We start from the raw sequence: 22,256 nt of genomic DNA on the forward strand, positions 1-22,256 counted from the left end.
CACATGCAACTGATCCTTCTGGAAAAAATCGCCAACCTGGGCAACCTGGGCGACAAAGTAAACGTTAAGGCCGGTTACGGCCGTAACTACCTGCTGCCTTTCGGCAAAGCCACCGCTGCGACCGCTGCCAACCTGGCTGCGTTCGAAGAGCGTCGTGCTGAGCTGGAAAAAGCCGCTGCCGACCGTAAAGCATCGGCTGAAAGCCGTGCTGCCCAACTGGCCGAGCTGGAAGTGACCATCACTGCCACCGCTGGCGACGAAGGCAAGCTGTTCGGTTCGATCGGTACTCACGACATCGCTGACGCACTGACCGCCTCCGGCGTTGAAGTGGCGAAAAGCGAAGTTCGTCTGCCGAACGGCACCATCCGCAACGTGGGTGAATTCGACGTGGCTGTGCACCTGCACGCCGAAGTTGAAGCCACCGTACGCGTTGTCGTGGTAGCAGCTTAAGCAATACCTGATCGGCTGGCGGCTTGCCCGTCAGACGGTTAACATCGGGCACGATCCTGTTTACAGGTCGTGCCCTTTGTCTTTCTGCAATCCTGCTTTTCCTGAATAAACAGTGGCCATGAACGAAATCTCCGCTCCCGAGCAATACGATCTGCAAACCGCTGCCCTGAAGGTGCCGCCGCACTCCATCGAGGCCGAACAGGCCGTGCTCGGTGGTCTGATGCTGGACAACAACGCCTGGGAGCGCGTGCTCGATCAAGTCTCCGACGGCGATTTCTACCGGCATGACCACCGTCTGATTTTCCGTGCGATCGCCAAACTGGCCGATCAGAACTCGCCGATCGACGTCGTGACCCTTGCCGAGCAACTGGACAAGGAAGGTCAGACCTCGCAAGTCGGCGGCCTGGGTTACCTCGGCGAACTGGCGAAAAACACGCCGTCCGTCGCCAACATCAAGGCCTATGCGCAGATCGTTCGCCAGCGTGCGACGTTGCGTCAGTTGATCGGCATCAGCACCGAAATTGCCGATAGCGCTTTCAACCCTGAGGGTCGCACCGCCGAGGAAATCCTCGACGAAGCCGAACGGCAGATTTTCGCGATTGCCGAGGCTCGGCCAAAAACCGGCGGCCCGGTGGGTGTGAATGACCTGTTGACCAAAGCCATCGACCGCATCGACACATTGTTCAACACCGCCGACTCGATCACCGGCCTGTCCACCGGCTACACCGACCTCGACGAGAAGACCAGCGGCCTGCAACCGGCCGACTTGATCATCGTCGCCGGCCGTCCGTCGATGGGTAAGACGACTTTCGCGATGAACCTGGTGGAAAACGCCGTGTTGCGCAGCGACAAGGTAGTGCTGGTGTACTCCCTCGAGATGCCAGGCGAATCGCTGATCATGCGTATGCTGTCGTCCCTCGGCCGCATCGACCAGACCAAGGTGCGTTCCGGCCAACTGGAAGACGACGACTGGCCGCGCCTGACCTCGGCGGTCAATCTGCTCAACGATCGCAAGCTGTTCATCGACGACACCGCCGGCATCAGCCCGTCGGAGATGCGTGCCCGGACCCGGCGTCTGGTGCGCGAGCACGGCGACATCGCCCTGATCATGATCGACTACCTGCAGCTGATGCAGATCCCCGGCTCCAGCGGTGATAACCGGACCAACGAGATTTCCGAGATCTCCCGATCCCTGAAAGCCCTGGCCAAGGAATTCAACTGCCCGGTGGTTGCCCTGTCGCAGCTCAACCGTTCCCTGGAACAACGTCCCAACAAGCGTCCGGTGAACTCCGACTTGCGGGAATCCGGAGCGATCGAGCAGGACGCCGACGTCATCATGTTCGTGTACCGGGACGAGGTGTATCACCCGGAAACCGAGCACAAAGGCATCGCCGAAATCATCATCGGCAAACAGCGGAACGGCCCGATCGGCTTTATCCGCCTGGCCTTCATCGGCAAGTACACGCGCTTCGAAAACCTCGCGCCGGGCAGCTATAACTTCGACGACGACGAGTAAGTCCGTCCTCGTCTGACAGCCCCTGATATTTCCGACCATAGCCGTCGGAATTGGTCATTTTTTGTGCTATATTCCGCGCCCGCGATTTTGCACCTCAACACCGGTCATCGACATGCAAGCAGCCAAGCCGTTATTTGACTATCCAAAATACTGGGCCGAATGTTTCGGGCCAGCGCCGTTCCTGCCCATGAGCAGGGAGGAGATGGATCAGCTCGGCTGGGATTCCTGCGACATCATCATCGTTACGGGTGATGCCTACGTCGATCACCCGTCGTTCGGCATGGCGATCATCGGCCGGCTGCTGGAGTCCCAGGGCTTCCGCGTCGGAATCATTGCGCAGCCGAACTGGCAGTCCAAAGACGACTTCATGAAGCTCGGCGAGCCGAACCTGTTCTTCGGCGTCGCGGCCGGCAACATGGACTCGATGATCAACCGCTACACGGCGGACAAGAAAATCCGTTCCGACGACGCCTACACCCCGGGTGGCATGGCCGGCAAGCGTCCGGATCGCGCGAGCCTGGTCTACAGCCAGCGCTGCAAGGAAGCCTACAAGCATGTGCCGATCGTGCTCGGCGGCATCGAAGCCTCCCTGCGCCGCATCGCCCACTACGACTACTGGCAGGATCGCGTGCGCAACTCGATCCTGATCGATGCCAGCGCCGACATCCTGCTGTACGGCAACGCCGAGCGGGCGATTGTCGAAGTCGCCCAGCGTCTGTCCTACGGTCACAAGATCGAAGACATCACCGATGTGCGCGGCACTGCGTTCATCCGTCGCGACACGCCGGCGGGCTGGTACGAAGTCGATTCCACGCGCATCGACCGTCCGGGCAAGATCGACAAGATCATCAACCCGTACGTCAACACCCAGGACACTCAGGCTTGCGCAATCGAGCAAGAGAAAGGTCCGGTTGAAGATCCGCAGGAAGCCAAGGTCGTACAGATTCTGGCCAGCCCGAAAATGACCCGCGACAAGACCGTGATCCGCCTGCCGTCGATGGAAAAGGTGCGTAACGACCCGGTCCTGTACGCCCACGCCAACCGCGTGCTGCACCTGGAAACCAACCCGGGCAATGCCCGTGCGCTGGTGCAGAAGCATGGCGAGATCGACGTCTGGTTCAACCCGCCGCCGATTCCGATGACCACTGAAGAAATGGACTACGTGTTCGGCATGCCTTACGCACGTGTTCCGCATCCTGCGTACGGCAAGGAAAAGATCCCGGCCTACGACATGATCCGCTTCTCGGTGAACATCATGCGTGGCTGCTTCGGCGGCTGCACCTTCTGCTCGATCACCGAGCACGAAGGCCGGATCATCCAGAACCGTTCCGAAGAGTCGATCATTCGCGAAATCGAAGAGATCCGCGACAAGGTGCCGGGTTTCACCGGCGTTATTTCCGACCTCGGCGGCCCGACCGCGAACATGTACCGCATTGCCTGCAAGAGCCCGGAAATCGAATCCGCGTGCCGCAAGCCGTCCTGCGTGTTCCCGGGCATCTGCCCGAACCTGAACACTGACCACTCGTCGCTGATTCAGCTGTATCGCAGCGCCCGTGCGTTGCCGGGTGTGAAGAAGATCCTGATCGCCTCCGGCCTGCGTTACGACCTCGCGGTCGAGTCGCCGGAGTACGTCAAGGAGCTGGTGACCCACCATGTCGGCGGTTACCTGAAGATCGCCCCTGAGCATACCGAGGAAGGTCCGCTCAACCAGATGATGAAACCGGGGATCGGCACCTACGATCGCTTCAAGCGCATGTTCGAGAAGTACACCAAGGAAGCAGGGAAAGAGCAGTACCTGATTCCGTACTTCATCGCCGCGCACCCGGGCACCACCGACGAAGACATGATGAACCTGGCCCTGTGGCTCAAGAGCAACGGCTTCCGGGCCGACCAGGTGCAGGCGTTCTATCCGTCGCCGATGGCCACCGCCACCGCGATGTACCACTCGGGCAAGAACCCGCTGCGCAAGGTCACTTACAAGAGCGACGGCGTGACCATCGTCAAGAGCGAGGAGCAGCGTCGTCTGCACAAGGCGTTCCTGCGTTATCACGATCCGAAAGGCTGGCCGATGCTGCGTGAAGCGCTGATCCGCATGGGCCGCGCCGACCTGATCGGGCCTGGCAAGCACCAGTTGATTCCGCTGCACCAGCCGGCCACCGACAGCTACCAGAGTGCCCGTCGCAAGAACTCGACGCCGGCCGGCAGCCATAAAGTGGCGAAGGACGTGAAAGAGAAGACCACCAAGATTCTCACCCAGCACAACGGTCTGCCACCCCGCGCCAGCGACGGCGGCAATCCTTGGGACAAGCGTGAACAGGCCAAGGCCGCGGCATTCGCCCGCAATCAGCAGGCCGCCAAGGAGCGCAAAGAGGCCGCGAAAGGCAAAGGTCCGAAGCCGGCTCGCAAGCCGGTCGTACCGCGCTGAAACGCACTTGAGTGAACAGAACGCCAACCTTCGGGTTGGCGTTTTGCGTTGTGCCTCGCAACATTTGCGTGCAACTGTGCCAAAGCATTTCACCGCGTCGCCCGATTTTGGTGCTGTACTGCCCTGAGCATTCCGGGAAAGCGCCCAAGCCTCTTCATGGCATAAGTCTTGCGCGCTTTTGAATACGCTTGGGCTCGCAGGAGGCACGCCGTGTCGATTCATGTCGCATTGCATCACGTCACGCATTACCGCTACGACCGCGCTGTCGAACTCGGCCCGCAGATCGTCCGTCTGCGTCCGGCTGCCCACAGCCGCACGCGGATTCTGTCTTATTCACTGAAAGTCTCGCCCGAGCAGCACTTTATCAACTGGCAGCAGGATCCTCAGGGTAACTACCTTGCACGACTGGTGTTCCCCGAGAAAACCGCGGAGCTGCGGATCGAGGTCGATCTGCTGGCCGAGATGGCGGTGTTCAACCCGTTCGACTTTTTCCTCGAGCCCTACGCCGAGAAAATCCCCTTCGCCTACGCCGCCGATGAACGCAAGGAGCTGGCGCCGTACCTCGAAACCCTGCCGCTGACGCCGAAATTCAAAGCCTATCTGGACGCCATCGACCGCGCGCCGCTGCCGACAGTGGACTTCCTCGTGGCGCTTAACCAACGCCTGAGTGAGGACATCAATTACCTGATTCGCATGGAGCCGGGCGTGCAGACCCCGGAGCACACCCTCGATCACGCCTCCGGCTCCTGCCGCGATTCGGCGTGGCTGCTGGTGCAACTGCTGCGCAACCTTGGACTGGCGGCGCGTTTCGTCTCCGGTTACCTGATTCAGCTCACGGCGGACGTGAAAAGCCTCGATGGTCCGTCCGGCACCGAAGTGGACTTCACCGATCTGCACGCGTGGTGCGAGGTTTATCTGCCCGGTGCCGGCTGGATCGGTCTCGATGCGACATCGGGGCTGTTCGCCGGGGAAGGGCATATCCCGTTGGCCTGCAGTCCCGATCCGTCCTCGGCGGCGCCGATCAGTGGTCTGGTGGAGCCTTGCGAATGTGAGTTCAGCCACGAAATGTCGGTTGAGCGGATCTGGGAAGCGCCTCGGGTCACCAAGCCTTACACCGATGAGCAATGGCTGGCGATCCAGACGCTGGGCCGGCAGATCGATGCCGACCTGCTGGAAGGCGATGTGCGCCTGACCATGGGCGGCGAACCGACTTTTGTGTCCATCGATGACCCCGACGGCGCCGAATGGAACACCGCCGCGCTGGGCCCGGACAAGCGCCGACTCTCCGCCGAACTGTTCCAGCGCATGCGCAAGCACTACGCGCCCAAGGGACTGGTGCATTTCGGCCAGGGCAAGTGGTATCCGGGCGAGCAACTGCCGCGCTGGTCGCTGAATTGCTACTGGCGTCGCGACGGTGTGCCAATCTGGCACAACAGTGCGCTGATTGCCGACGAGCAGCAGGATTACGGCGCCACGGCCGAACTGGCCGGGCGTTTTCTGGCGAGTGTCGCCGAACGGCTGAAACTGCCGACACGCTTTGTGTTCCCGGCCTACGAAGACAATTTCTACTACCTCTGGCGCGAGGGGGCGTTGCCGAGCAACGTCAGCGCCGCAGACTCGCGTCTTGAGGAGCCGCTGGAACGTGCGCGCCTGCGCAAGGTGTTCAGTCAGGGGCTGGACAAGGTCATCGGTCAGGTGCTGCCACTGGCGCGCACCGCCAAGGGCGATCAATGGCAGAGCGGGCGCTGGTATTTGCGTGACGAGCATTGCCGATTGGTGCCGGGGGATTCACCGCTCGGCTATCGCCTGCCGCTGGGCTCGCAGCCCTGGGTGAAAGCGGCGGAGTATCCGTTCATTCATCCGAGCGACCCAAATCAGGACTTCCCCGAACTGCCCGGCACCAATCAACTCAATCGACACGACGCGCCGGCTGCGGCGGACGAACGGGTGCCGAAGATCGACGAGTCCGCCGACTGGCTCACCCGCACTGCATTCTGCGCCGAGGCCCGCGAAGGACGGTTGTATCTGTTCATGCCGCCGCTGGAGCGAGTCGAGGACTATCTGGAACTGGTGGCCGCCATCGAAGCCACTTCCGAGGAATTGCACTGTCCGGTGCTGCTGGAAGGCTACGAGCCGCCGAGCGATCCGCGTCTGAGCAACTTCCGCATTACGCCGGATCCCGGTGTGATCGAGGTCAACGTCCAGCCGTCCGCGACCTGGGATGAGTTGGTCGAGCGCACGGAGTTCCTGTACGAGGAGGCGCGCCAGACCCGGCTGTCCACCGAGAAATTCATGATCGACGGCCGGCACACCGGCACCGGTGGCGGCAACCATTTCGTGCTCGGCGGGGCGACGCCGACGGACTCCCCGTTCCTGCGCCGCCCGGATCTGCTGCGCAGCCTGATCAGCTACTGGCATAACCATCCTTCGCTGTCCTACCTGTTTTCCGGTCTGTTTATCGGCCCGACTTCTCAGGCGCCGCGAGTTGATGAAGCGCGCAACGATGCGCTGTATGAGCTGGAAATCGCTTTCGCGCAGATGCCGGCACCGGGAGAAGAATGCCCGCCATGGCTGGTGGACCGCTTGCTGCGCAATCTGCTGATCGACGTCACCGGCAACACCCACCGCGCCGAGTTCTGCATCGACAAGCTGTATTCACCGGATGGCGCTACCGGGCGTCTCGGTCTGCTGGAGTTGCGTGCATTCGAAATGCCGCCCCATGCACGCATGAGCCTGGCTCAGCAGCTGTTGCTGCGGGCACTGGTGGCGCGGTTCTGGCGCGAGCCCTATGTACCGCCGAAACTGGCGCGCTGGGGCACCGAGTTGCATGACCGTTTCCTGTTGCCTCATTTCATCGAACAGGACTTTGCCGACGTCATCGTCGAACTCAACAATGCCGGTTATCCACTACGCGCCGAATGGTTTGCGGCGCATCTGGAGTTTCGCTTTCCCAAAGTGGGCGATTATGCGGTCAACGGCATCGAGCTGGAATTGCGCCAGGCCCTTGAACCCTGGCATGTGCTGGGCGAGGAGGGCGCGGCGGGTGGCACGGTGCGTTACGTCGATTCATCGCTGGAGCGTCTGCAGGTCAAGCTCACGGGGCTGCCGCCGCAGCGTTATCTGCTGACCTGCAATGGCATTCCGGTACCGCTGCAACCGACCGGGCGGGTCGGCGAGTTTGTCGCCGGTGTGCGTTTCCGTGCCTGGCAACCGGCCAACTGCCTGCAACCGACGATCCCGGTGCACGCGCCGCTAGTGTTCGACCTGCTCGACACCTGGATGCAGCGCTCGCTGGGCGGCTGCCAGTACCACGTCGCCCATCCGGGCGGGCGCAATTACGAGACGTTGCCGGTCAATGCCAACGAAGCGGAGAGCCGACGCATGGCGCGTTTCTTCCGCATCGGACACACGCCGGGGAAACTTCCTATACCGAATCTGACTATCTCAGACGAGTTCCCGATGACACTCGATTTACGACGCTTTTGATTCGTACACGACCCCCGGATTTTTCGTATATCCGGGCGTCATGTGCCTGCGTTAGTCTGACCGAACCTTGCCGGCTGCCGAGCTTTCCATGCCTGACCTGCTTGACCGCTACCCGCTTACGGCGGGCACCTATCACGAACTGCTTGACGACAGCGGCGCGGTGCGTCCGCACTGGCAGCGGCTGTTCGACCAATTGCAGCGCAGCACCCCGGCGCAACTGGTGCAGCGTCAGGCATTGCTGACACGGCAGATTCAGGAAAACGGTGTCACCTACAACGTCTACGCCGACCCCAAAGGCGCGGATCGTCCGTGGGAGCTGGATCTGCTGCCCCATGTGATCGCTGACGATGAGTGGCAACATCTGTCGGCCGGGATCGCCCAGCGCGCGCGGCTGCTCAATGCGGTGCTGGCGGACCTGTATGGCCCGCAACAGTTGATTCGCGAAGGCTTGCTGCCGGCGGAGCTGGTGTTCGGCCACAACAACTTCCTCTGGCCCTGTCAGGGCATTGCGCCCCCGGACGGGGCCTTTCTGCATCTGTATGCCGTCGATCTGGCGCGAACGCCGGACGGCCGCTGGTGGGTGACTGCGGATCGTACCCAGGCGCCATCGGGGGCCGGTTATGCGCTGGAAAACCGCACCATCGTGTCCCGCGCCTTCCCCGAGTTGTATCGGGATCTGAAGGTGCAGCACCTGGCTGGTTTCTTCCGCACCTTGCAGGAAACCCTGGCCCGTCAGGCACCCTGCGACGATGACGCGCCGCTGGTGGTATTGCTGACCCCGGGGCGTTTCAATGAGAGCTATTTCGAACATCTTTATCTGGCGCGCCAGCTCGGCTATCCGCTGGTGGAGGGCGGTGATCTGACGGTGCGTGATGCCACGGTCTACCTGAAAACCCTCAGCGGTCTGCGCCGGGTGCACGCGATCATGCGCCGGCTCGACGATGACTTCTGCGATCCGCTGGAACTGCGTACGGATTCGGCGCTGGGCGTTCCCGGGTTGCTTGAGGCCGTGCGTCAGGGCCGGGTGCTGGTGGCCAATGCGCTGGGCAGCGGCGTGCTGGAGTCGCCGGGGCTGCTGGGCTTTTTGCCGAAGATCAATCAATACCTGTTCGGTGAGGAGCTGATCCTGCCTTCCATCGCTACCTGGTGGTGTGGAGAGGTGCCGGTGCTGGCCCAGGCGTTGGAGAAATTGCCAGAGCTGCTGATCAAACCGGCCTTTCCGTCCCAGAGTTTTGCGCCCGTTTTCGGGCGTGATCTGAGCGAAAAACAGCGCCAGAGTCTCGCCGAGCGCATGCAGGCCCGGCCTTATGCCTATGTCGCGCAAGAACTTGCGCAACTGTCCCATGCGCCGATCTGGCAGCCCGAGGGCGGCCAGTTGCAACCGCGAGCCATCGGCATGCGCATGTATGCGGTGGCCAGTCATGACGGTTATCGGGTGTTGCCAGGCGGCCTGACCCGGGTGGCGGCCGAGGCCGATGCCGAAGTGGTGTCGATGCAGCGCGGTGGCGCGAGCAAGGACACCTGGGTGCTGGGCAACCGGCCGCCAAGCGGTGAGCAATGGAAGACCCAGCGCAATATCGGCGTGCACGATCTGGTACGCCGTGATCCGTACCTGCCGTCGCGGGTGGTGGAAAACCTGTTCTGGTTCGGCCGTTACTGCGAACGCTGCGACGACAGCGCGCGGCTGTTGCGGATCATGCTGGCGCGCTACGTCGATGGTGATGACCCGCAGGCCCTGCAGGCTGCCGTGGCGCTCGGCGAGCGGCTGATGCTGCTGCCGGACGAAGGCGAGCTACCGGAGCGCTTGCTCGCGGCTTTGCTTGGCGAGGACTGGTCGTTCAGTCTGCGCTCCAACCTGCAACGCTTGCAGTGGGCGGCGTCGCAGGTGCGCGGCAAGCTCTCGCGGGAGAACTGGCAGGCGCTAGTGGAATTGCAGCGCGAAGCGACGGAACTGGACACCGACGAGCCGGATTTCGGCGAGCTGCTGGATTTTCTCAACCGGCTGGTGATGTCGCTGGCGGCGCTGTCCGGGTTTGCCCTCGACGACATGACCCGCGATGAAGGCTGGCGCTTCCTGATGATCGGCCGGCGGATCGAACGCCTGCATTTCCTCAGCAGCAGTCTCGCCGGTTTCCTGCGTGGCGTCGGCGCATTCGATCAAGCGGGGCTTGAGTGGTTGCTGGAACTGGGCAACAGCAGCATCACCTATCGCTCGCGTTATCTGGCGGTGGCGCAGTTGATTCCGGTGCTCGACCTGTTGCTGCTGGACGAGCAGAACCCCCATGCAGTGTTGTTCCAGTTGAAACTGGTGACGCGCTCCCTCAAGCGGCTGAACGATGATTTTGGTGTGCCGAGAGAGGCCGGGTTGCCAGAACTGGTCGGGCGTCTGGCGGGCTTCGATCTGGGGTGTCTGGAAAATCCATTGTTCGGAGAATCCAGCGTGCGTGCCGCCCTCGACGGTCTGGCGGATCTGCTGCAGGACATTGCCGACGCCAGCGGCCAGGTCTCCGATCGTCTGGCCCTGCGCCATTTCGCCCATGTCGATGATGTCAGCCAGCGCACGGTATCCGTCTGATGAATGCCCACTACCAGATCCTTCACGACACCTGCTATCACTACGACAGCCCGGTCTCGCTGGCGCAGCAGCTCGCGCACCTGTGGCCTCGCGAATGCACCTGGCAGCGCTGCACCGAACAGCAATTGCTGATCAGCCCGGATCCGACCACGCGTCGTGACGAGCAGGATGTGTTCGGCAATCCGCTGACGCGCCTGGCGTTCGAACGGCCTCACGATGAATTGCAGGTCAACGCACGGCTGACGGTCGAGGTGCTGGCGCGACCGGCGCTGGATTTCAATCTGTCGCCGGCCTGGGAGCTGACCCGTAATGCGCTGACCTACAGCAGTCAGCCGTTGCCCGCCGAATTGCTGGAGGCCTGTCGTTACCGGTTTCAGTCACCCTACGTTCACTTGAAGCGCAGCTTCGTCGAGTTCTCCGAAAGCTGTTTTCCACCCGGGCGACCGTTGCTTCTGGGCGTGCAGGCGTTGATGGAAAAGATCTTCGACGAATTCACCTTCGATGCCGAGGCCACGCAGGTCGCGACGCCGCTGGTCGAGGTGCTGGAGCGGCGGCGCGGGGTCTGTCAGGACTTCGCCCACCTGATGCTGGCCTGCGTGCGTTCCCGAGGATTGGCGGCGCGCTACATCAGCGGTTATCTGCTGACACGGCCGCCACCGGGACAACCGCGATTGATCGGTGCTGATGCATCCCATGCGTGGGTTTCGGTGTTTTGCCCGGTGCTCGGCTGGGTGGATTTCGATCCGACCAACAATGTGCAACCGGCTCTGGAGCACATCACCCTGGCCTGGGGCCGGGATTTCTCCGATGTGTCGCCGTTGCGCGGGGTGATTCTGGGAGGGGGGAGCCATGATCCCGAGGTCCGGGTCACGGTGATGCCACTGAATGAGTAATGAAGAACACGGCAGGAGCGGAGTAACCCGTTCCTGCCGGTTTTGCGTTCATTGGTCCTGCGGTGTTACTCAGGCGTCGGGCGCCGGGTCTTTCGGTGCATCAACATCATCATCGGTCGCCACTTCACCGTCAGGGTTCAGTGCCGCTTCTTCAGCCATCTGTTTCTTGCGCTGAAGCTTTTCCTCTTTCTTCTGTTCCTTGGCCAGGTCACGTTGACGCTTGGCGAAGGAGTAATTGGGTTTGGCCATGGGCGATCCTCTTGGGTCGAAGGTGAGGTTGAGCGGCGCGTATTCTGCCCTGTATCGGTGCTCGGGGGTTAACCGGGTTTCTGGTCGACCCATTTTGGGGTGACGGTGGGCTTCCAGTGGTCGAGGGCATCGAGCAACGATTGCGGCGATTCACTCACTTGCAGCATGTCACGGTGCGGTGCGCGAACGAAGCCTTCGCCGACGATGTGATCGAGAAATGCAGTGAGTTTGCTGTAGAAACCGTTCACTTCCAGCAGGCCCAGCGGCTTGCCGTGGTAGCCGAGCTGGCCCCAGGTCCAGACTTCGAACAGCTCTTCAAGGGTGCCGAGGCCGCCGGGCAGGGCGATGAACGCATCGCTGAGTTCGGCCATCCGCGCCTTGCGGGCGTGCATGCCATCGACCACTTCCAGGCGGGTCAGGCTTTTGTGACCGATTTCCTTGTCCATCAGGCTCTGCGGAATGATACCGATCACTTCGCCACCGGCCGCCAGCGCCGCGTCGGCGACAATCCCCATCAGGCCGACGGCGCCACCGCCGTAGACCAGCGTCAGCTTACGCTTGGCGAGAGCTGTGCCGAGGGCGATGGCGGCTTCGGTGTACGCCGGGGTGGTGCCGGCGTTGGCACCGCAAAATACACAAACGGATGTGAGAGACATGCCTTCCTCCTGGGTCAATCGGTCACAGGGTAATGGCTGGCACGCCTTGATCCAAGGGCTAGACTTCGCGTTTCGGGGTTTCATAGGTGCCGCTGGCACCACAGGCGTAGGCGGCGAGCAGACTGCACAACAGGCTGTTGAAGGACATGACGGATACTCCAGATGAGTGTTGAGCCCTGAAGATACGGCCCGGCCAATCGTCTGGCTGTTAGATTGTTTCGATGAGTGTCATAGCCTGAAAGTTGTATACAATTTTTGACTCAAGTCATAGGAACTTGCGAAGATTTCAGGCAGTCTTCCAACCATTCGTGTTTTTGTTAACCCTGCCTTGGAGATTCACCATGTTTTCCAAAGTTGTTGCGGTATCCCTGCTGGCGCTGGCCAGCAGCCAATTGATGGCTGCCGAGTGCAAAACCACCGTTGATTCCACCGACCAGATGTCCTTCAACACCAAGGCCATCGAAATCGACAAGAGCTGCAAGACCTTCACCGTCGAGCTGACCCACTCCGGCAGCCTGCCGAAGAACGTCATGGGCCATAACCTGGTGGTCAGCAAGACCGCTGACATGCAGCCGATCGCCACCGACGGCCTGGCTGCCGGTATCGACAAGAACTACCTGAAGGACGGCGACGAGCGCGTCATCGCCCACACCAAGATCATCGGCGCCAAGGAAACCGACTCGCTGACCATCGACGTGTCCAAGCTCAAGGCTGACGAGAAGTACGGCTTCTTCTGCTCGTTCCCGGGCCACATCTCGATGATGAAAGGCACCGTGACACTGAAATAGATTTTGGGAAAACAGATCAATAAAAAAGCCGCTGTAGTTCGCTACAGCGGCTTTTTTCGTCTTTCCCGTTCGTCGGTCAAATGACGGAACCTGTTATTTCTGACAGTAGGCATCGAATTTATTTCGGTATCCAATGCGGGTGCGTTGCGTGTTTTGACGCAAAGACTCATTCATGCAGAGGAATCACGGCCATGAACAATACCGTACCGAGTATTCAACAAGCAGTGGATAGCGCTGGGAAGGAGATTCCCAATGGGGGGGACACAAATGAGTGTACCGTATATTTTTCTGGCTCCGCCGCTCCCGGGGCTCAAATGGACCTCACAGTTTCAGGTACCCCGGAAGCCGGGGGAAGCAAAGCAGACGATCTTGGCATCTGGCATGTTCAGTTCCAAACCTACAACAACGACTACGGCCTTAAGACGTTTAAAGCTGTAAGCAGAACGGAGGTTTCATCTCCGTGGGTGATAAATTTTAAACCTAAGCTGTAACACCTGCGACTTTCTGGCTATTTGTTGGTTCAAACCCGCTACTCGATGGAGTAGCGAGTTTTTCAACCTTCTCTCACGGCGCAAACGGCATTACGCGCTTGTGATGCGTCTTCTTGTAAGTGCTAACGATGATGTCAAACGCTTCCTGACGCACCGGCTCGCCGTGCAGGAACGCGTCGATCTCGGCGTAGGTCACGCCGTGGGAGGCCTCGTCCGGCTTGCCCGGCGACAGGTCTTCCAGGTCCGCCGTCGGCACTTTTTCCACCAGCGATTCCGGTGCGCCGAAGCTGCGGGCGATGGCCCGGACCTGGTTCTTCACCAGACCGCTGAGCGGGGCCAGGTCGCAGGCGCCGTCACCGAACTTGGTGAAGAAACCCATCACCGCTTCCGCCGCGTGATCGGTGCCGATCACCAGGCCATGGGCCGCGCCGGCAATGGTGTACTGGGCGACCATACGCATCCGCGCCTTGGTGTTGCCGAGCACGAAATCCACCGACACCGCGTGCTTGCCTTCGAAGGCTGCGACTTCGTTGGCGAGGGATTTCACTGCCGGGCCGATGTTGACGGTGTGGCGCTCGTCCGGGGCGATGAAGTCCACCGAGGCCTGGGCGTCGTGTTCATCGAACTGCACGTCGTACGGCAGGCGCACGGCGATGAACTTGTAGGCCTCGTCACCGGTGCGCTCGCGCAGTTCACGCATGGCGCGCTGGGCCAAAAGGCCCGCGGTCAGCGAGTCCACGCCGCCGCTGATGCCCAGCACCAGGGTCTTGAGCCCGGAACTGGTCAGGCAATCCTGGATGAAGGTGATGCGTCGGGCGACTTCCGCTTCGAGGGCCTGGTAATCGGCGAACGGCGGCTGAACGTTGAGCTGTTCAGCAATCTCACGCTGTACGGCTTGCATGAATTCACTCCTTGCTAGAAAGGCTGGAAACGGCAGGAACCTGGAAAACGTGTCGCAAATAGGCGACGAAATTCGGGTCTTTGCAGTGGGTCTTGCCCGGCTCATCGGAGATCTTCGCCACCGGTTGGCCGTTGCAGGCCGTCATTTTAAGCACGATGCTCATCGGCTCGACACCCGGAATGTCACAGGTGAGGTTGGTGCCGATGCCGAAGCTGACATTGATCCGCCCCCGCAGTGCCCGGAAGATCTCCAGCGACTTGGGCAGCGTCAGGCTGTCGGAGAACACCAGGGTCTTGCTCATCGGGTCAATGCCGAGCTTATGGTAATGCGCGATGCACTTTTCGCCCCACAATACCGGGTCCCCGGAGTCGTGGCGCAGGCCGTCGAAAAGCTTGGCGAAGAACAGATCGAAATCGCCGAGGAAGGCATCGGTGGTGATGCAGTCGGTCAGCGCGATCCCCAGCAAGCCGCGATATTCGCGAACCCAGCAATCGAGGGCGGCAATCTGGCTGTCGATCAGTCGCGGGCCGAGTTGCTGGTGCGCCATGATCCACTCGTGGGCCATGGTGCCCAGTGGTTTCATGTCCAGCTCACGGGACAGGTGCACGTTGCTGGTGCCAACGAAGCGTCCTGGGAAGTCGTGCTTGAGCACATTCACCACTTCTTCCTGCACGCGGTAGGAAAACCTGCGACGTGTGCCGAAATCCGCGACCTGCAACTGCGACAGTTCTTCGGCCGAAGCATTGGCCGTCAGCCAGTCGAACTTGCGGTAAAGCTGTTCGCGGGCCTGTTCCAGCAGCGTTTCGCGGTAGCGATAGCGGTTGCGCACTTCACTGACGATCGCCAACAACGGCACTTCAAACAGAATCACATGCAACCACGGCCCGCGCAGGCGGATGAACAGCTCGCCGTTCTCGATGCCGGTGTGCAGGTAGCGCAGGTTGAAACGGAACAGACCGAGGAAACGCAGGAAATCCGGCTTGAGGAACGAGATGCGCTCGAGAAAGCTCAACTGATCGGCGCTCAGGCTCAGCTCGGCCAGACGCTCGACCTGGAAGCGGATCTCCGCCAGATACGGACGCAGATCCTCACTGTTACGGCAACGAAACTCCCATTCGACTTCGACGTTGGGGTAGTTGTGCAGCACCGCCTGCATCATCGTCAGTTTGTAGAAGTCGGTGTCGAGCAGGTTCTGCACGATGCGATCGGCAAACACACTCTCGCTCATAACGGGGTCTCCAGGCGGGCCGCGCGTTGGCGCGGTATCAATCAATGGCGCTAGTGGCGCATATCCGGGGTGTGGATTGCCAGCGATTTTTATCTCGGCAGCGGCCCTCAGACCGCGTCAGGACTGCCGATCTGCTCCAGCATCCACCTCACGAAATCCCGCACCTTGGGCACTTCCGCCGCGTGTTCCGGGTAGGCCAGGTAATACGCGTCAGTGCTGGGCATTGCATGCTGCCAGGGAATGACCAGTTTGCCGTCGGCCAATTCCTCTTCCACCAGGAACCTCGGCAACAGGGCAACACCGCAGCCGACCTGGGCGGCGCGAATGCACATATAAAAGGTTTCGAAACGCGGGCCGTGGTAGCTGTGTTCGGTCTGGTAGCCCTGGCTGTCGAACCAGTCGTGCCACGCTTGCGGGCGCGAAGCATTCTGCAGCAGCACCAGATCGGTGAGTTGCGTTGGATCAGTCAACGGCGTGTCCGGCAGGCTGCCCGGTGCGCACACGGGAACCAGCTCTTCGCCGAACAACTTCAGGCACTCGGTGCCGGGGCGTGAACCCTGGCCGAAATAGAACGCCAGGTCGCTGCGACCTTGCAGCAAGTCATCGGCTTCCTGTTCGTTGCACAGGTCCAGATGAATCGACGGATGACGCAGGCGCCAGCCCTTGAGGCGCGGCACCAGCCAGCGGGCGCCGAAGGTCGAGGGCGTGGAGACTCGCAGGACTTCGGTCTCGCCGCCGTAGGAGCGCAGGTAATGGGTCGACATCTCGACCTGGGTCAGGATTTTTCTGACTTCCACCAGATACAGATCGCCGGCCGGGGTCATCTGCAAACGGCGGCGGACCCGACGGAACAGCAAGTGCTGTAACAGTTCTTCAAGTTGCGCCACCTGCTTGCTGACGGCGCTCTGGGTCAGGTTCAGTTCCTCGGCGGCCCGGGTGAAACTCAGGTGCCGGGTCACGGCCTCGAAGCACTGCAGCGCGGTGATCGACGGCAAGTGGCGTTTGTTCAGCATGGGCAATCCTTTTCTTGTCTTTCTGCGCAGCATGAATAAACGGAATGATATCTCGCGTAAAGGTCGTTTGTTGCACGGCCTTCCTGAAGCTACAACTAAAGGCCTGCCCGGTCGTGAAAACGCGACCGCACACATTCAGTTTTTTGCTTGAGGAGTGACCCATGGTTGCCGCATTGCTTGATCGTCTTGGTGTGAACCCGGCCCTGTATCAGAACGGCAAAGTGCCGGTGCATTCGCCCATCGACGGCAGCCGCATCGGCGCCGTGAACTGGGAAGGCCCGGCCGAAGTCGAGCAGCACATCAGTCGCGCAGATCATGCGTTCGAACAATGGCGCAAGGTGCCGGCCCCGCGTCGCGGCGAACTGGTGCGTCAGTTCGGTGAAGTGCTGCGTGAATACAAGGCCGACCTCGGCGAGCTGGTGTCGTGGGAAGCAGGCAAGATCACCCAGGAAGGCCTCGGTGAAGTGCAGGAGATGATCGACATCTGCGACTTCGCCGTTGGTCTGTCCCGCCAATTGTACGGCTTGACCATCGCTTCCGAGCGCCCTGGCCACCACATGCGTGAAACCTGGCACCCGTTGGGCGTGGTCGGCGTGATCAGTGCGTTCAACTTCCCGGTCGCGGTGTGGGCGTGGAACACCACGCTGGCGCTGGTCTGTGGCAACCCGGTGGTGTGGAAGCCGTCGGAGAAAACCCCACTGACCGCCCTGGCCTGTCAGGCGTTGTTTGAACGGGTACTGAAGAACTTCGGCGATGCCCCGGCGCACCTGAGCCAGGTGATCATCGGTGGTCGCGATGCCGGCGAAGCACTGGTGGATGACCCGCGTGTGGCGCTGATCAGCGCCACCGGCAGCACCCGCATGGGCCGCGAAGTGGCGCCGAAAGTCGCCGCGCGCTTCGCCCGCAGCATCCTTGAACTGGGCGGCAACAACGCAATGATCCTCGGCCCGAGCGCCGATCTGGACATGGCTGTGCGCGCCATCCTGTTCAGCGCCGTCGGCACCGCCGGTCAGCGTTGCACCACGTTGCGTCGCCTGATCGCCCATGAATCGGTGAAAGAAGAAATCGTCACCCGCCTGAAAGCCGCGTACTCCAAAGTCCGTATCGGCCATCCGCTGGAAGGCAACCTGATCGGCCCGCTGATCGACAAGCACAGCTTCGAAAACATGCAGGACGCGCTGGAACAAGCGCTGAGCGAGGGCGGCCGGGTGTTCGGTGGCAAGCGCCAGCTGGAAGACCAATTCCCCAACGCCTACTACGTGTCGCCGGCCATCGTTGAAATGCCGGAGCAGAGCGACGTGGTGTGCAGCGAAACCTTCGCACCGATCCTGTACGTGGTCGGCTACAGCGATTTCGATGAGGCGCTGCGCCTGAACAACGCCGTGCCGCAAGGCCTGTCGTCGTGCATCTTCACTACCGATGTGCGCGAGGCCGAGAAATTCATGTCGGCGGTCGGCAGTGACTGCGGCATCGCCAACGTCAACATCGGCCCGAGCGGCGCGGAAATCGGCGGTGCGTTCGGTGGCGAGAAGGAAACGGGTGGCGGTCGTGAGTCCGGTTCGGATGCGTGGCGCGCCTACATGCGCCGGCAGACCAACACCGTGAACTACTCGCTGGAGTTGCCGCTGGCGCAGGGCATCACGTTCGACTGACAGTTTTCTCAAAGCTATCGATCATTCCCACGCACTCGTGGGAATGATCTTTTAAGTGTGTTTGGCAGGTTTCTGTTGGAGTCTGGCAATGCCGTTACGCGAAGAATGTCTGTGGGAAAAACTCACGCCGCAACGACCGGATAACACGGCGCTCAGGGGCGAGGTCAAGGTTGATGTCTGCGTGATCGGCGCCGGGTTTACCGGGCTGTCGGCGGCGCTGCATCTGTTGGAAAAGGGCAAAAGCGTCTGCGTGCTCGAAGCCCATCGCGCCGGGCATGGCGGCTCCGGGCGCAACGTCGGACTGGTCAATGCCGGGATGTGGATCCCGCCGGACGAGATTGAGGCCGGCTTCGGCGAGACGGTCGGCAGTCAGCTCAACCGCATGCTGGGTGCGGCGCCGGCGCTGGTGTTCAGCCTTGTGGATAAATACAACATCGATTGCCAGTTGCGCCGCGAAGGCACCCTGCACATGGCGCACAACGCCAAGGGTGAGGCGGACCTGCGCAGTCGCGAAGAACAGTGGAAGCGCCGGGGGGCGCCGGTCGAACTGCTGACCGGCAAGGCCTGTGAGCAGGCGACCGGTACGCAAAAGATCGCCGCTGCGCTGCTCGACCGGCGCGCCGGTACACTCAATCCGATGGCTTATGTCACGGGGCTGGCCAACGCGGTCATCAGTCTTGGCGGACAGATGTTCGATCACTCCCCGGTCTCGCGCCTTGAACGCCAGGGCCAGCAATGGTCGGTGCAGACCGAGCAGGGTTCGGTGCTTGCCGAGCAGGTGGTGATCGCCTCCAACGCCTACACCGAGGGCGACTGGACCGAACTCAAACGCAATTTCTTCCCTGGTTACTACTATCAGGTCGCTTCGGTACCGCTTACCGAAGATGCTGCACAGGAAATTCTGCCGGGCGGACAGGGCTCGTGGGATACCCGCCAGGTGCTGAGCAGTATCCGCCGCGACAAGGACGGGCGTCTTTTGCTGGGCAGCCTCGGTAACGGCAATCAGAAACCCACCTGGTTTCTCAAGGCCTGGGCCGACCGGGTGCAGCAGCATTACTTCCCCAAACTCAAACCCGTGGAGTGGGAATGCACCTGGACCGGGCGCATCGCTTTTACTCCCGATCACTTGATGCGCCTGTTCGAACCTGCGCCCGGACTGGTGGCCGTCACCGGTTACAACGGTCGTGGCGTGACCACCGGCACCGTGGTCGGAAAGGCCTTCGCCGATTACCTGTGTAACGGAAATCCTCAAGCATTGCCGATTCCCTTTGCACCGATGCAGCCCCTGGCAGGCGTGGGCTTGCGCAGTTGCCTGTACGAGGCCGGGTTCTCGCTGTATCACGCGGGCCAGTGCCTGCGCATTGTCATTTGAGTGTTGAAATATGTTGCGTGAAGCGGCGCTTTTTGGCGTAGCGACTAGCCTGTAATGGTGCGGGTTGTAGCAGTCCCGCACCAGCAGTGTGCAGTTCGGTGACGCGGGCTGTTACAGGCTGGTTGCACGTCATTCGGCGCCGCGGTTGCAATGATGGCGCGTGCGGGTTGCGCCTGAAAAAACAAATGGTTTCACCTTCCGCGGTTTAGACGGTTGCACGCCCAATGAAAATGGGAACGAAACAGTCGAAATAACAAGAAAGCAGCGACTTTTTGAAGAATAAAAAACCGATGGCACGGCCCTTGCTCTGAGCAATCCAGTGAAGTCGCAGTGCCAACTAAAAAAAACCTTGGAGCACCACCTCATGTCCCAGACGTTTTACAAGAAAGGCTTTCTGGCCCTCGCAGTGGCTACTGCGCTGGGTGTTTCTGCGTTTGCACAAGCTGATGTGAAAATCGGTGTAGCGGGCCCTATGACTGGCGCCAACGCGGCATTTGGCGAGCAGTACATGAAGGGGGCACAGGCGGCGGCCGATGCGGTCAACGCGGCGGGCGGCGTCAACGGGGAGAAAATCGTCCTGGTCAAAGGCGATGACGCCTGCGAACCGAAACAGGCAGTCACGGTCGCCAAGGATCTCACCAACCAGAAAGTCGCCGGTGTGGTTGGCCACTTCTGCTCGTCCTCCACCATTCCTGCGTCGGAGATCTACGACGAAGCCGGCATCATCGCGATCACGCCGGGTTCCACCAACCCGCAGGTGACCGAGCGCGGCCTGAGCGCCATGTTCCGTATGTGCGGGCGTGACGACCAGCAAGGCATCGTCGCCGGCGACTACATTGTCGACGTGCTCAAGGGCAAGAAAGTGGCCGTGCTGCACGACAAGGACACCTACGGTCAGGGCCTGGCCGATGCGACCAAGGCTCAGCTGGAAAAACGCGGCGTGAAGCCGGTGTTGTACGAAGGCCTGACCCGTGGCGAGAAAGACTTCAGCGCCGTGGTCACCAAGATCCGCGCGGCCGGTGCCGACGTGGTCTATTTCGGCGGCCTGCACCCGGAAGCCGGTCCACTGGTCAAGCAACTGCGTACCGAAGGCCTGAAAGACGTGAAGTTCATGTCTGACGACGGCATCGTGACCGACGAACTGGTGACCACCGCCGGTGGCCCGCAATACGTCGACGGCGTGCTGATGACCTTCGGCGCCGACCCGCGCCTGCTGCCGGAAAGCAAGACTGTCGTGGATGCCTTCCGCAAGGCCGGCACCGAGCCTGAAGGCTACACCCTGTACGCCTACGCCTCGATCCAGGCCCTGGCCGCCGGCTTCAATGGCGCCAAGTCCAACAAGGGCGAAGACGCTGCCAAATGGCTGAAAGCCAACCCTGTGAAAACCGTGATGGGCGAGAAGACCTGGGACGCCAAGGGCGACCTGAAAGTCTCCGACTACGTGGTCTACCAGTGGGACGCGACCGGCAAATATCACCAGCTGGAAAAACAGAAGTAAGGACTGACGCGATCGGCTGACCTCCACAGAACTTCTGTGGGGGCAGCCCGGTCGTGGCTGACATTGCTCCGACGTAAATCTGTATTTTTCCTAGAAGAACCGCGCGCCTCCGGGTGTGCAGGTTCTCACTGCGTGAGATTGCGTTATGGATGGTATTTTCCTGCAGCAACTGGTCAACGGCCTGACCCTCGGGTCGGTCTATGGCCTGATCGCCATCGGCTACACAATGGTCTACGGCATCATCGGCATGATCAACTTCGCCCACGGCGAGGTTTACATGATTTCCGCTTACCTCGCGGCAATCAGTCTGGCTCTGCTGGCTTACTTCGGTATCGAATCCTTCCCGCTGCTGATGCTCGGCACACTGGTCTTCACCATCGTCGTCACGGGGGTGTATGGCTGGGTCATCGAACGCATCGCCTACAAACCACTGCGCAACTCCACCCGACTGGCACCGCTGATCAGCGCCATCGGTATCTCCCTGATCCTGCAAAACTATGCGCAGATCAGCCAGGGCGCCCGTCAACAGGGTGTTCCGACGCTGCTCACCGGCGCCTGGCGCATCGACGTCGGCTCGGGCTTCGTCCAGCTGACCTACACCAAGATCTTCATTCTCGTCGCGGCGTTCGTCGGGATGGGCCTGCTGACCTACGTGATCAAGTACACCAAGCTCGGCCGCATGTGCCGCGCCACCCAGCAAGACCGCAAGATGGCCTCGATCCTGGGGATCAACACCGACCGGGTGATTTCCTATGTGTTCATCATCGGTGCAGCGATGGCGGCCCTGGCCGGCGTGCTGATCACGATGAACTACGGCACGTTCGACTTCTACGCAGGCTTCGTCATCGGCATCAAGGCGTTTACCGCCGCGGTGCTCGGCGGAATCGGCTCGCTGCCTGGCGCCATGTTGGGCGGGATCATCCTCGGGATCTCCGAGTCGCTGTTCTCGGGCCTGGTCAACTCCGACTACAAAGACGTGTTCAGCTTCTCGCTGCTCGTACTTGTTCTGGTCTTCCGGCCTCAGGGTCTGCTGGGCCGTCCTCTTGTGTCGAAGGTGTAAGCG

At 61.1% G+C, this 22,256-nt stretch carries 17 protein-coding genes; 12 read left to right on the forward strand and 5 right to left on the reverse strand.

All coding sequences use genetic code 11. The features are described from left to right. Positions 1-3 precede the first annotated feature (3 nt). The 6 genes from rplI to NH234_RS03635 all read left to right on the forward strand — a co-directional run bounded on the left by rplI (position 4) and on the right by NH234_RS03635 (position 11,345). Positions 4-450 carry a 50S ribosomal protein L9 gene (gene rplI / locus NH234_RS03610; protein ID WP_003186385.1) on the forward strand — a complete coding sequence of 149 codons (447 nt, stop codon included), beginning with the start codon at positions 4-6 and terminating at the stop codon, positions 448-450. Positions 451-568: 118 nt separating this feature from the next. Next, positions 569-1,966 (forward strand): replicative DNA helicase, encoded by a 1,398-nt coding sequence (dnaB, locus tag NH234_RS03615; protein ID WP_085732671.1) that lies wholly within the window; start codon positions 569-571, stop codon positions 1,964-1,966. Positions 1,967-2,078: 112 nt separating this feature from the next. After that, positions 2,079-4,391 carry a YgiQ family radical SAM protein gene (locus NH234_RS03620; protein ID WP_367255643.1) on the forward strand — a complete coding sequence of 771 codons (2,313 nt, stop codon included), beginning with the start codon at positions 2,079-2,081 and terminating at the stop codon, positions 4,389-4,391. 210 nt (positions 4,392-4,601) lie between these two features. Continuing rightward, positions 4,602-7,877, forward strand: coding sequence for a DUF2126 domain-containing protein (locus NH234_RS03625; protein WP_367255644.1), 3,276 nt, complete (start codon positions 4,602-4,604; stop codon positions 7,875-7,877). A gap of 88 nt (positions 7,878-7,965) precedes the next feature. Next, entirely contained in the window at positions 7,966-10,452 is a 2,487-nt protein-coding gene (locus NH234_RS03630) for a circularly permuted type 2 ATP-grasp protein (RefSeq protein WP_367255645.1), read from the forward strand. After that, on the forward strand, positions 10,452-11,345 hold the full coding sequence (locus tag NH234_RS03635) for a transglutaminase family protein (RefSeq protein ID WP_085732675.1): 894 nt from the start codon (positions 10,452-10,454) through the stop codon (positions 11,343-11,345). Before NH234_RS03630 ends, NH234_RS03635 begins: the two co-directional genes overlap by 1 nt. 69 nt (positions 11,346-11,414) lie before the next feature. On the opposite strand, the gene NH234_RS03640 is transcribed toward NH234_RS03635, so the two are convergent. Together NH234_RS03640 and NH234_RS03645 are read right to left on the reverse strand one after the other, a co-directional pair. After that, entirely contained in the window at positions 11,415-11,594 is a 180-nt protein-coding gene (locus NH234_RS03640; protein WP_085732676.1) for a hypothetical protein, read from the reverse strand. A gap of 68 nt (positions 11,595-11,662) precedes the next feature. Next, positions 11,663-12,250 carry a TIGR00730 family Rossman fold protein gene (locus tag NH234_RS03645; RefSeq protein ID WP_367255646.1) on the reverse strand — a complete coding sequence of 196 codons (588 nt, stop codon included), beginning with the start codon at positions 12,248-12,250 and terminating at the stop codon, positions 11,663-11,665. A 341-nt stretch (positions 12,251-12,591) separates the two neighbouring features. Between NH234_RS03645 and azu the strand changes: the two genes are divergently transcribed. After that, positions 12,592-13,038, forward strand: coding sequence for an azurin (gene azu, locus NH234_RS03650; RefSeq protein WP_367255647.1), 447 nt, complete (start codon positions 12,592-12,594; stop codon positions 13,036-13,038). Positions 13,039-13,229: 191 nt separating this feature from the next. Beyond that, positions 13,230-13,529: a hypothetical protein gene (locus NH234_RS03655; RefSeq protein ID WP_367255648.1), complete on the forward strand. Its 300-nt coding sequence runs from the start codon at positions 13,230-13,232 to the stop codon at positions 13,527-13,529. 73 nt (positions 13,530-13,602) lie between these two features. Here NH234_RS03655 and nadE read toward each other — a convergent pair whose 3' ends face one another. The 3 genes from nadE to NH234_RS03670 form a co-directional block, all read right to left on the reverse strand. Then, on the reverse strand, positions 13,603-14,430 hold the full coding sequence (gene nadE / locus NH234_RS03660; protein ID WP_085732679.1) for an ammonia-dependent NAD(+) synthetase: 828 nt from the start codon (positions 14,428-14,430) through the stop codon (positions 13,603-13,605). Positions 14,431-14,434: 4 nt separating this feature from the next. Then, the gene (gene pncB / locus NH234_RS03665) at positions 14,435-15,658 is read right to left on the reverse strand and encodes a nicotinate phosphoribosyltransferase (RefSeq protein WP_085648080.1); all 1,224 of its coding nucleotides are present in this window, start codon (positions 15,656-15,658) and stop codon (positions 14,435-14,437) included. Between the two features lie 107 nt (positions 15,659-15,765). Beyond that, positions 15,766-16,671 carry a LysR family transcriptional regulator gene (locus tag NH234_RS03670; protein WP_085732680.1) on the reverse strand — a complete coding sequence of 302 codons (906 nt, stop codon included), beginning with the start codon at positions 16,669-16,671 and terminating at the stop codon, positions 15,766-15,768. Between the two features lie 161 nt (positions 16,672-16,832). Here NH234_RS03670 and NH234_RS03675 point away from each other — a divergent pair, with 161 nt between their 5' ends. The 4 genes from NH234_RS03675 (at position 16,833) to NH234_RS03690 (ending at position 22,253) form a co-directional block, all read left to right on the forward strand. Beyond that, the gene (locus NH234_RS03675; protein WP_085732681.1) at positions 16,833-18,323 is read left to right on the forward strand and encodes an aldehyde dehydrogenase family protein; all 1,491 of its coding nucleotides are present in this window, start codon (positions 16,833-16,835) and stop codon (positions 18,321-18,323) included. An 88-nt stretch (positions 18,324-18,411) separates the two neighbouring features. Further along, positions 18,412-19,695, forward strand: a complete 1,284-nt coding sequence (locus NH234_RS03680) for an FAD-binding oxidoreductase (protein ID WP_085732682.1) — start codon at positions 18,412-18,414, stop codon at positions 19,693-19,695. 364 nt (positions 19,696-20,059) lie between these two features. Continuing rightward, positions 20,060-21,193 carry an ABC transporter substrate-binding protein gene (locus NH234_RS03685; protein ID WP_085711176.1) on the forward strand — a complete coding sequence of 378 codons (1,134 nt, stop codon included), beginning with the start codon at positions 20,060-20,062 and terminating at the stop codon, positions 21,191-21,193. Between the two features lie 145 nt (positions 21,194-21,338). After that, positions 21,339-22,253 carry a branched-chain amino acid ABC transporter permease gene (locus NH234_RS03690; RefSeq protein ID WP_007950661.1) on the forward strand — a complete coding sequence of 305 codons (915 nt, stop codon included), beginning with the start codon at positions 21,339-21,341 and terminating at the stop codon, positions 22,251-22,253. Positions 22,254-22,256: the final 3 nt, after the last annotated feature.

This window comes from Pseudomonas sp. stari2, assembly GCF_040760005.1.
Classification (GTDB): Bacteria; Pseudomonadota; Gammaproteobacteria; order Pseudomonadales; family Pseudomonadaceae; genus Aquipseudomonas.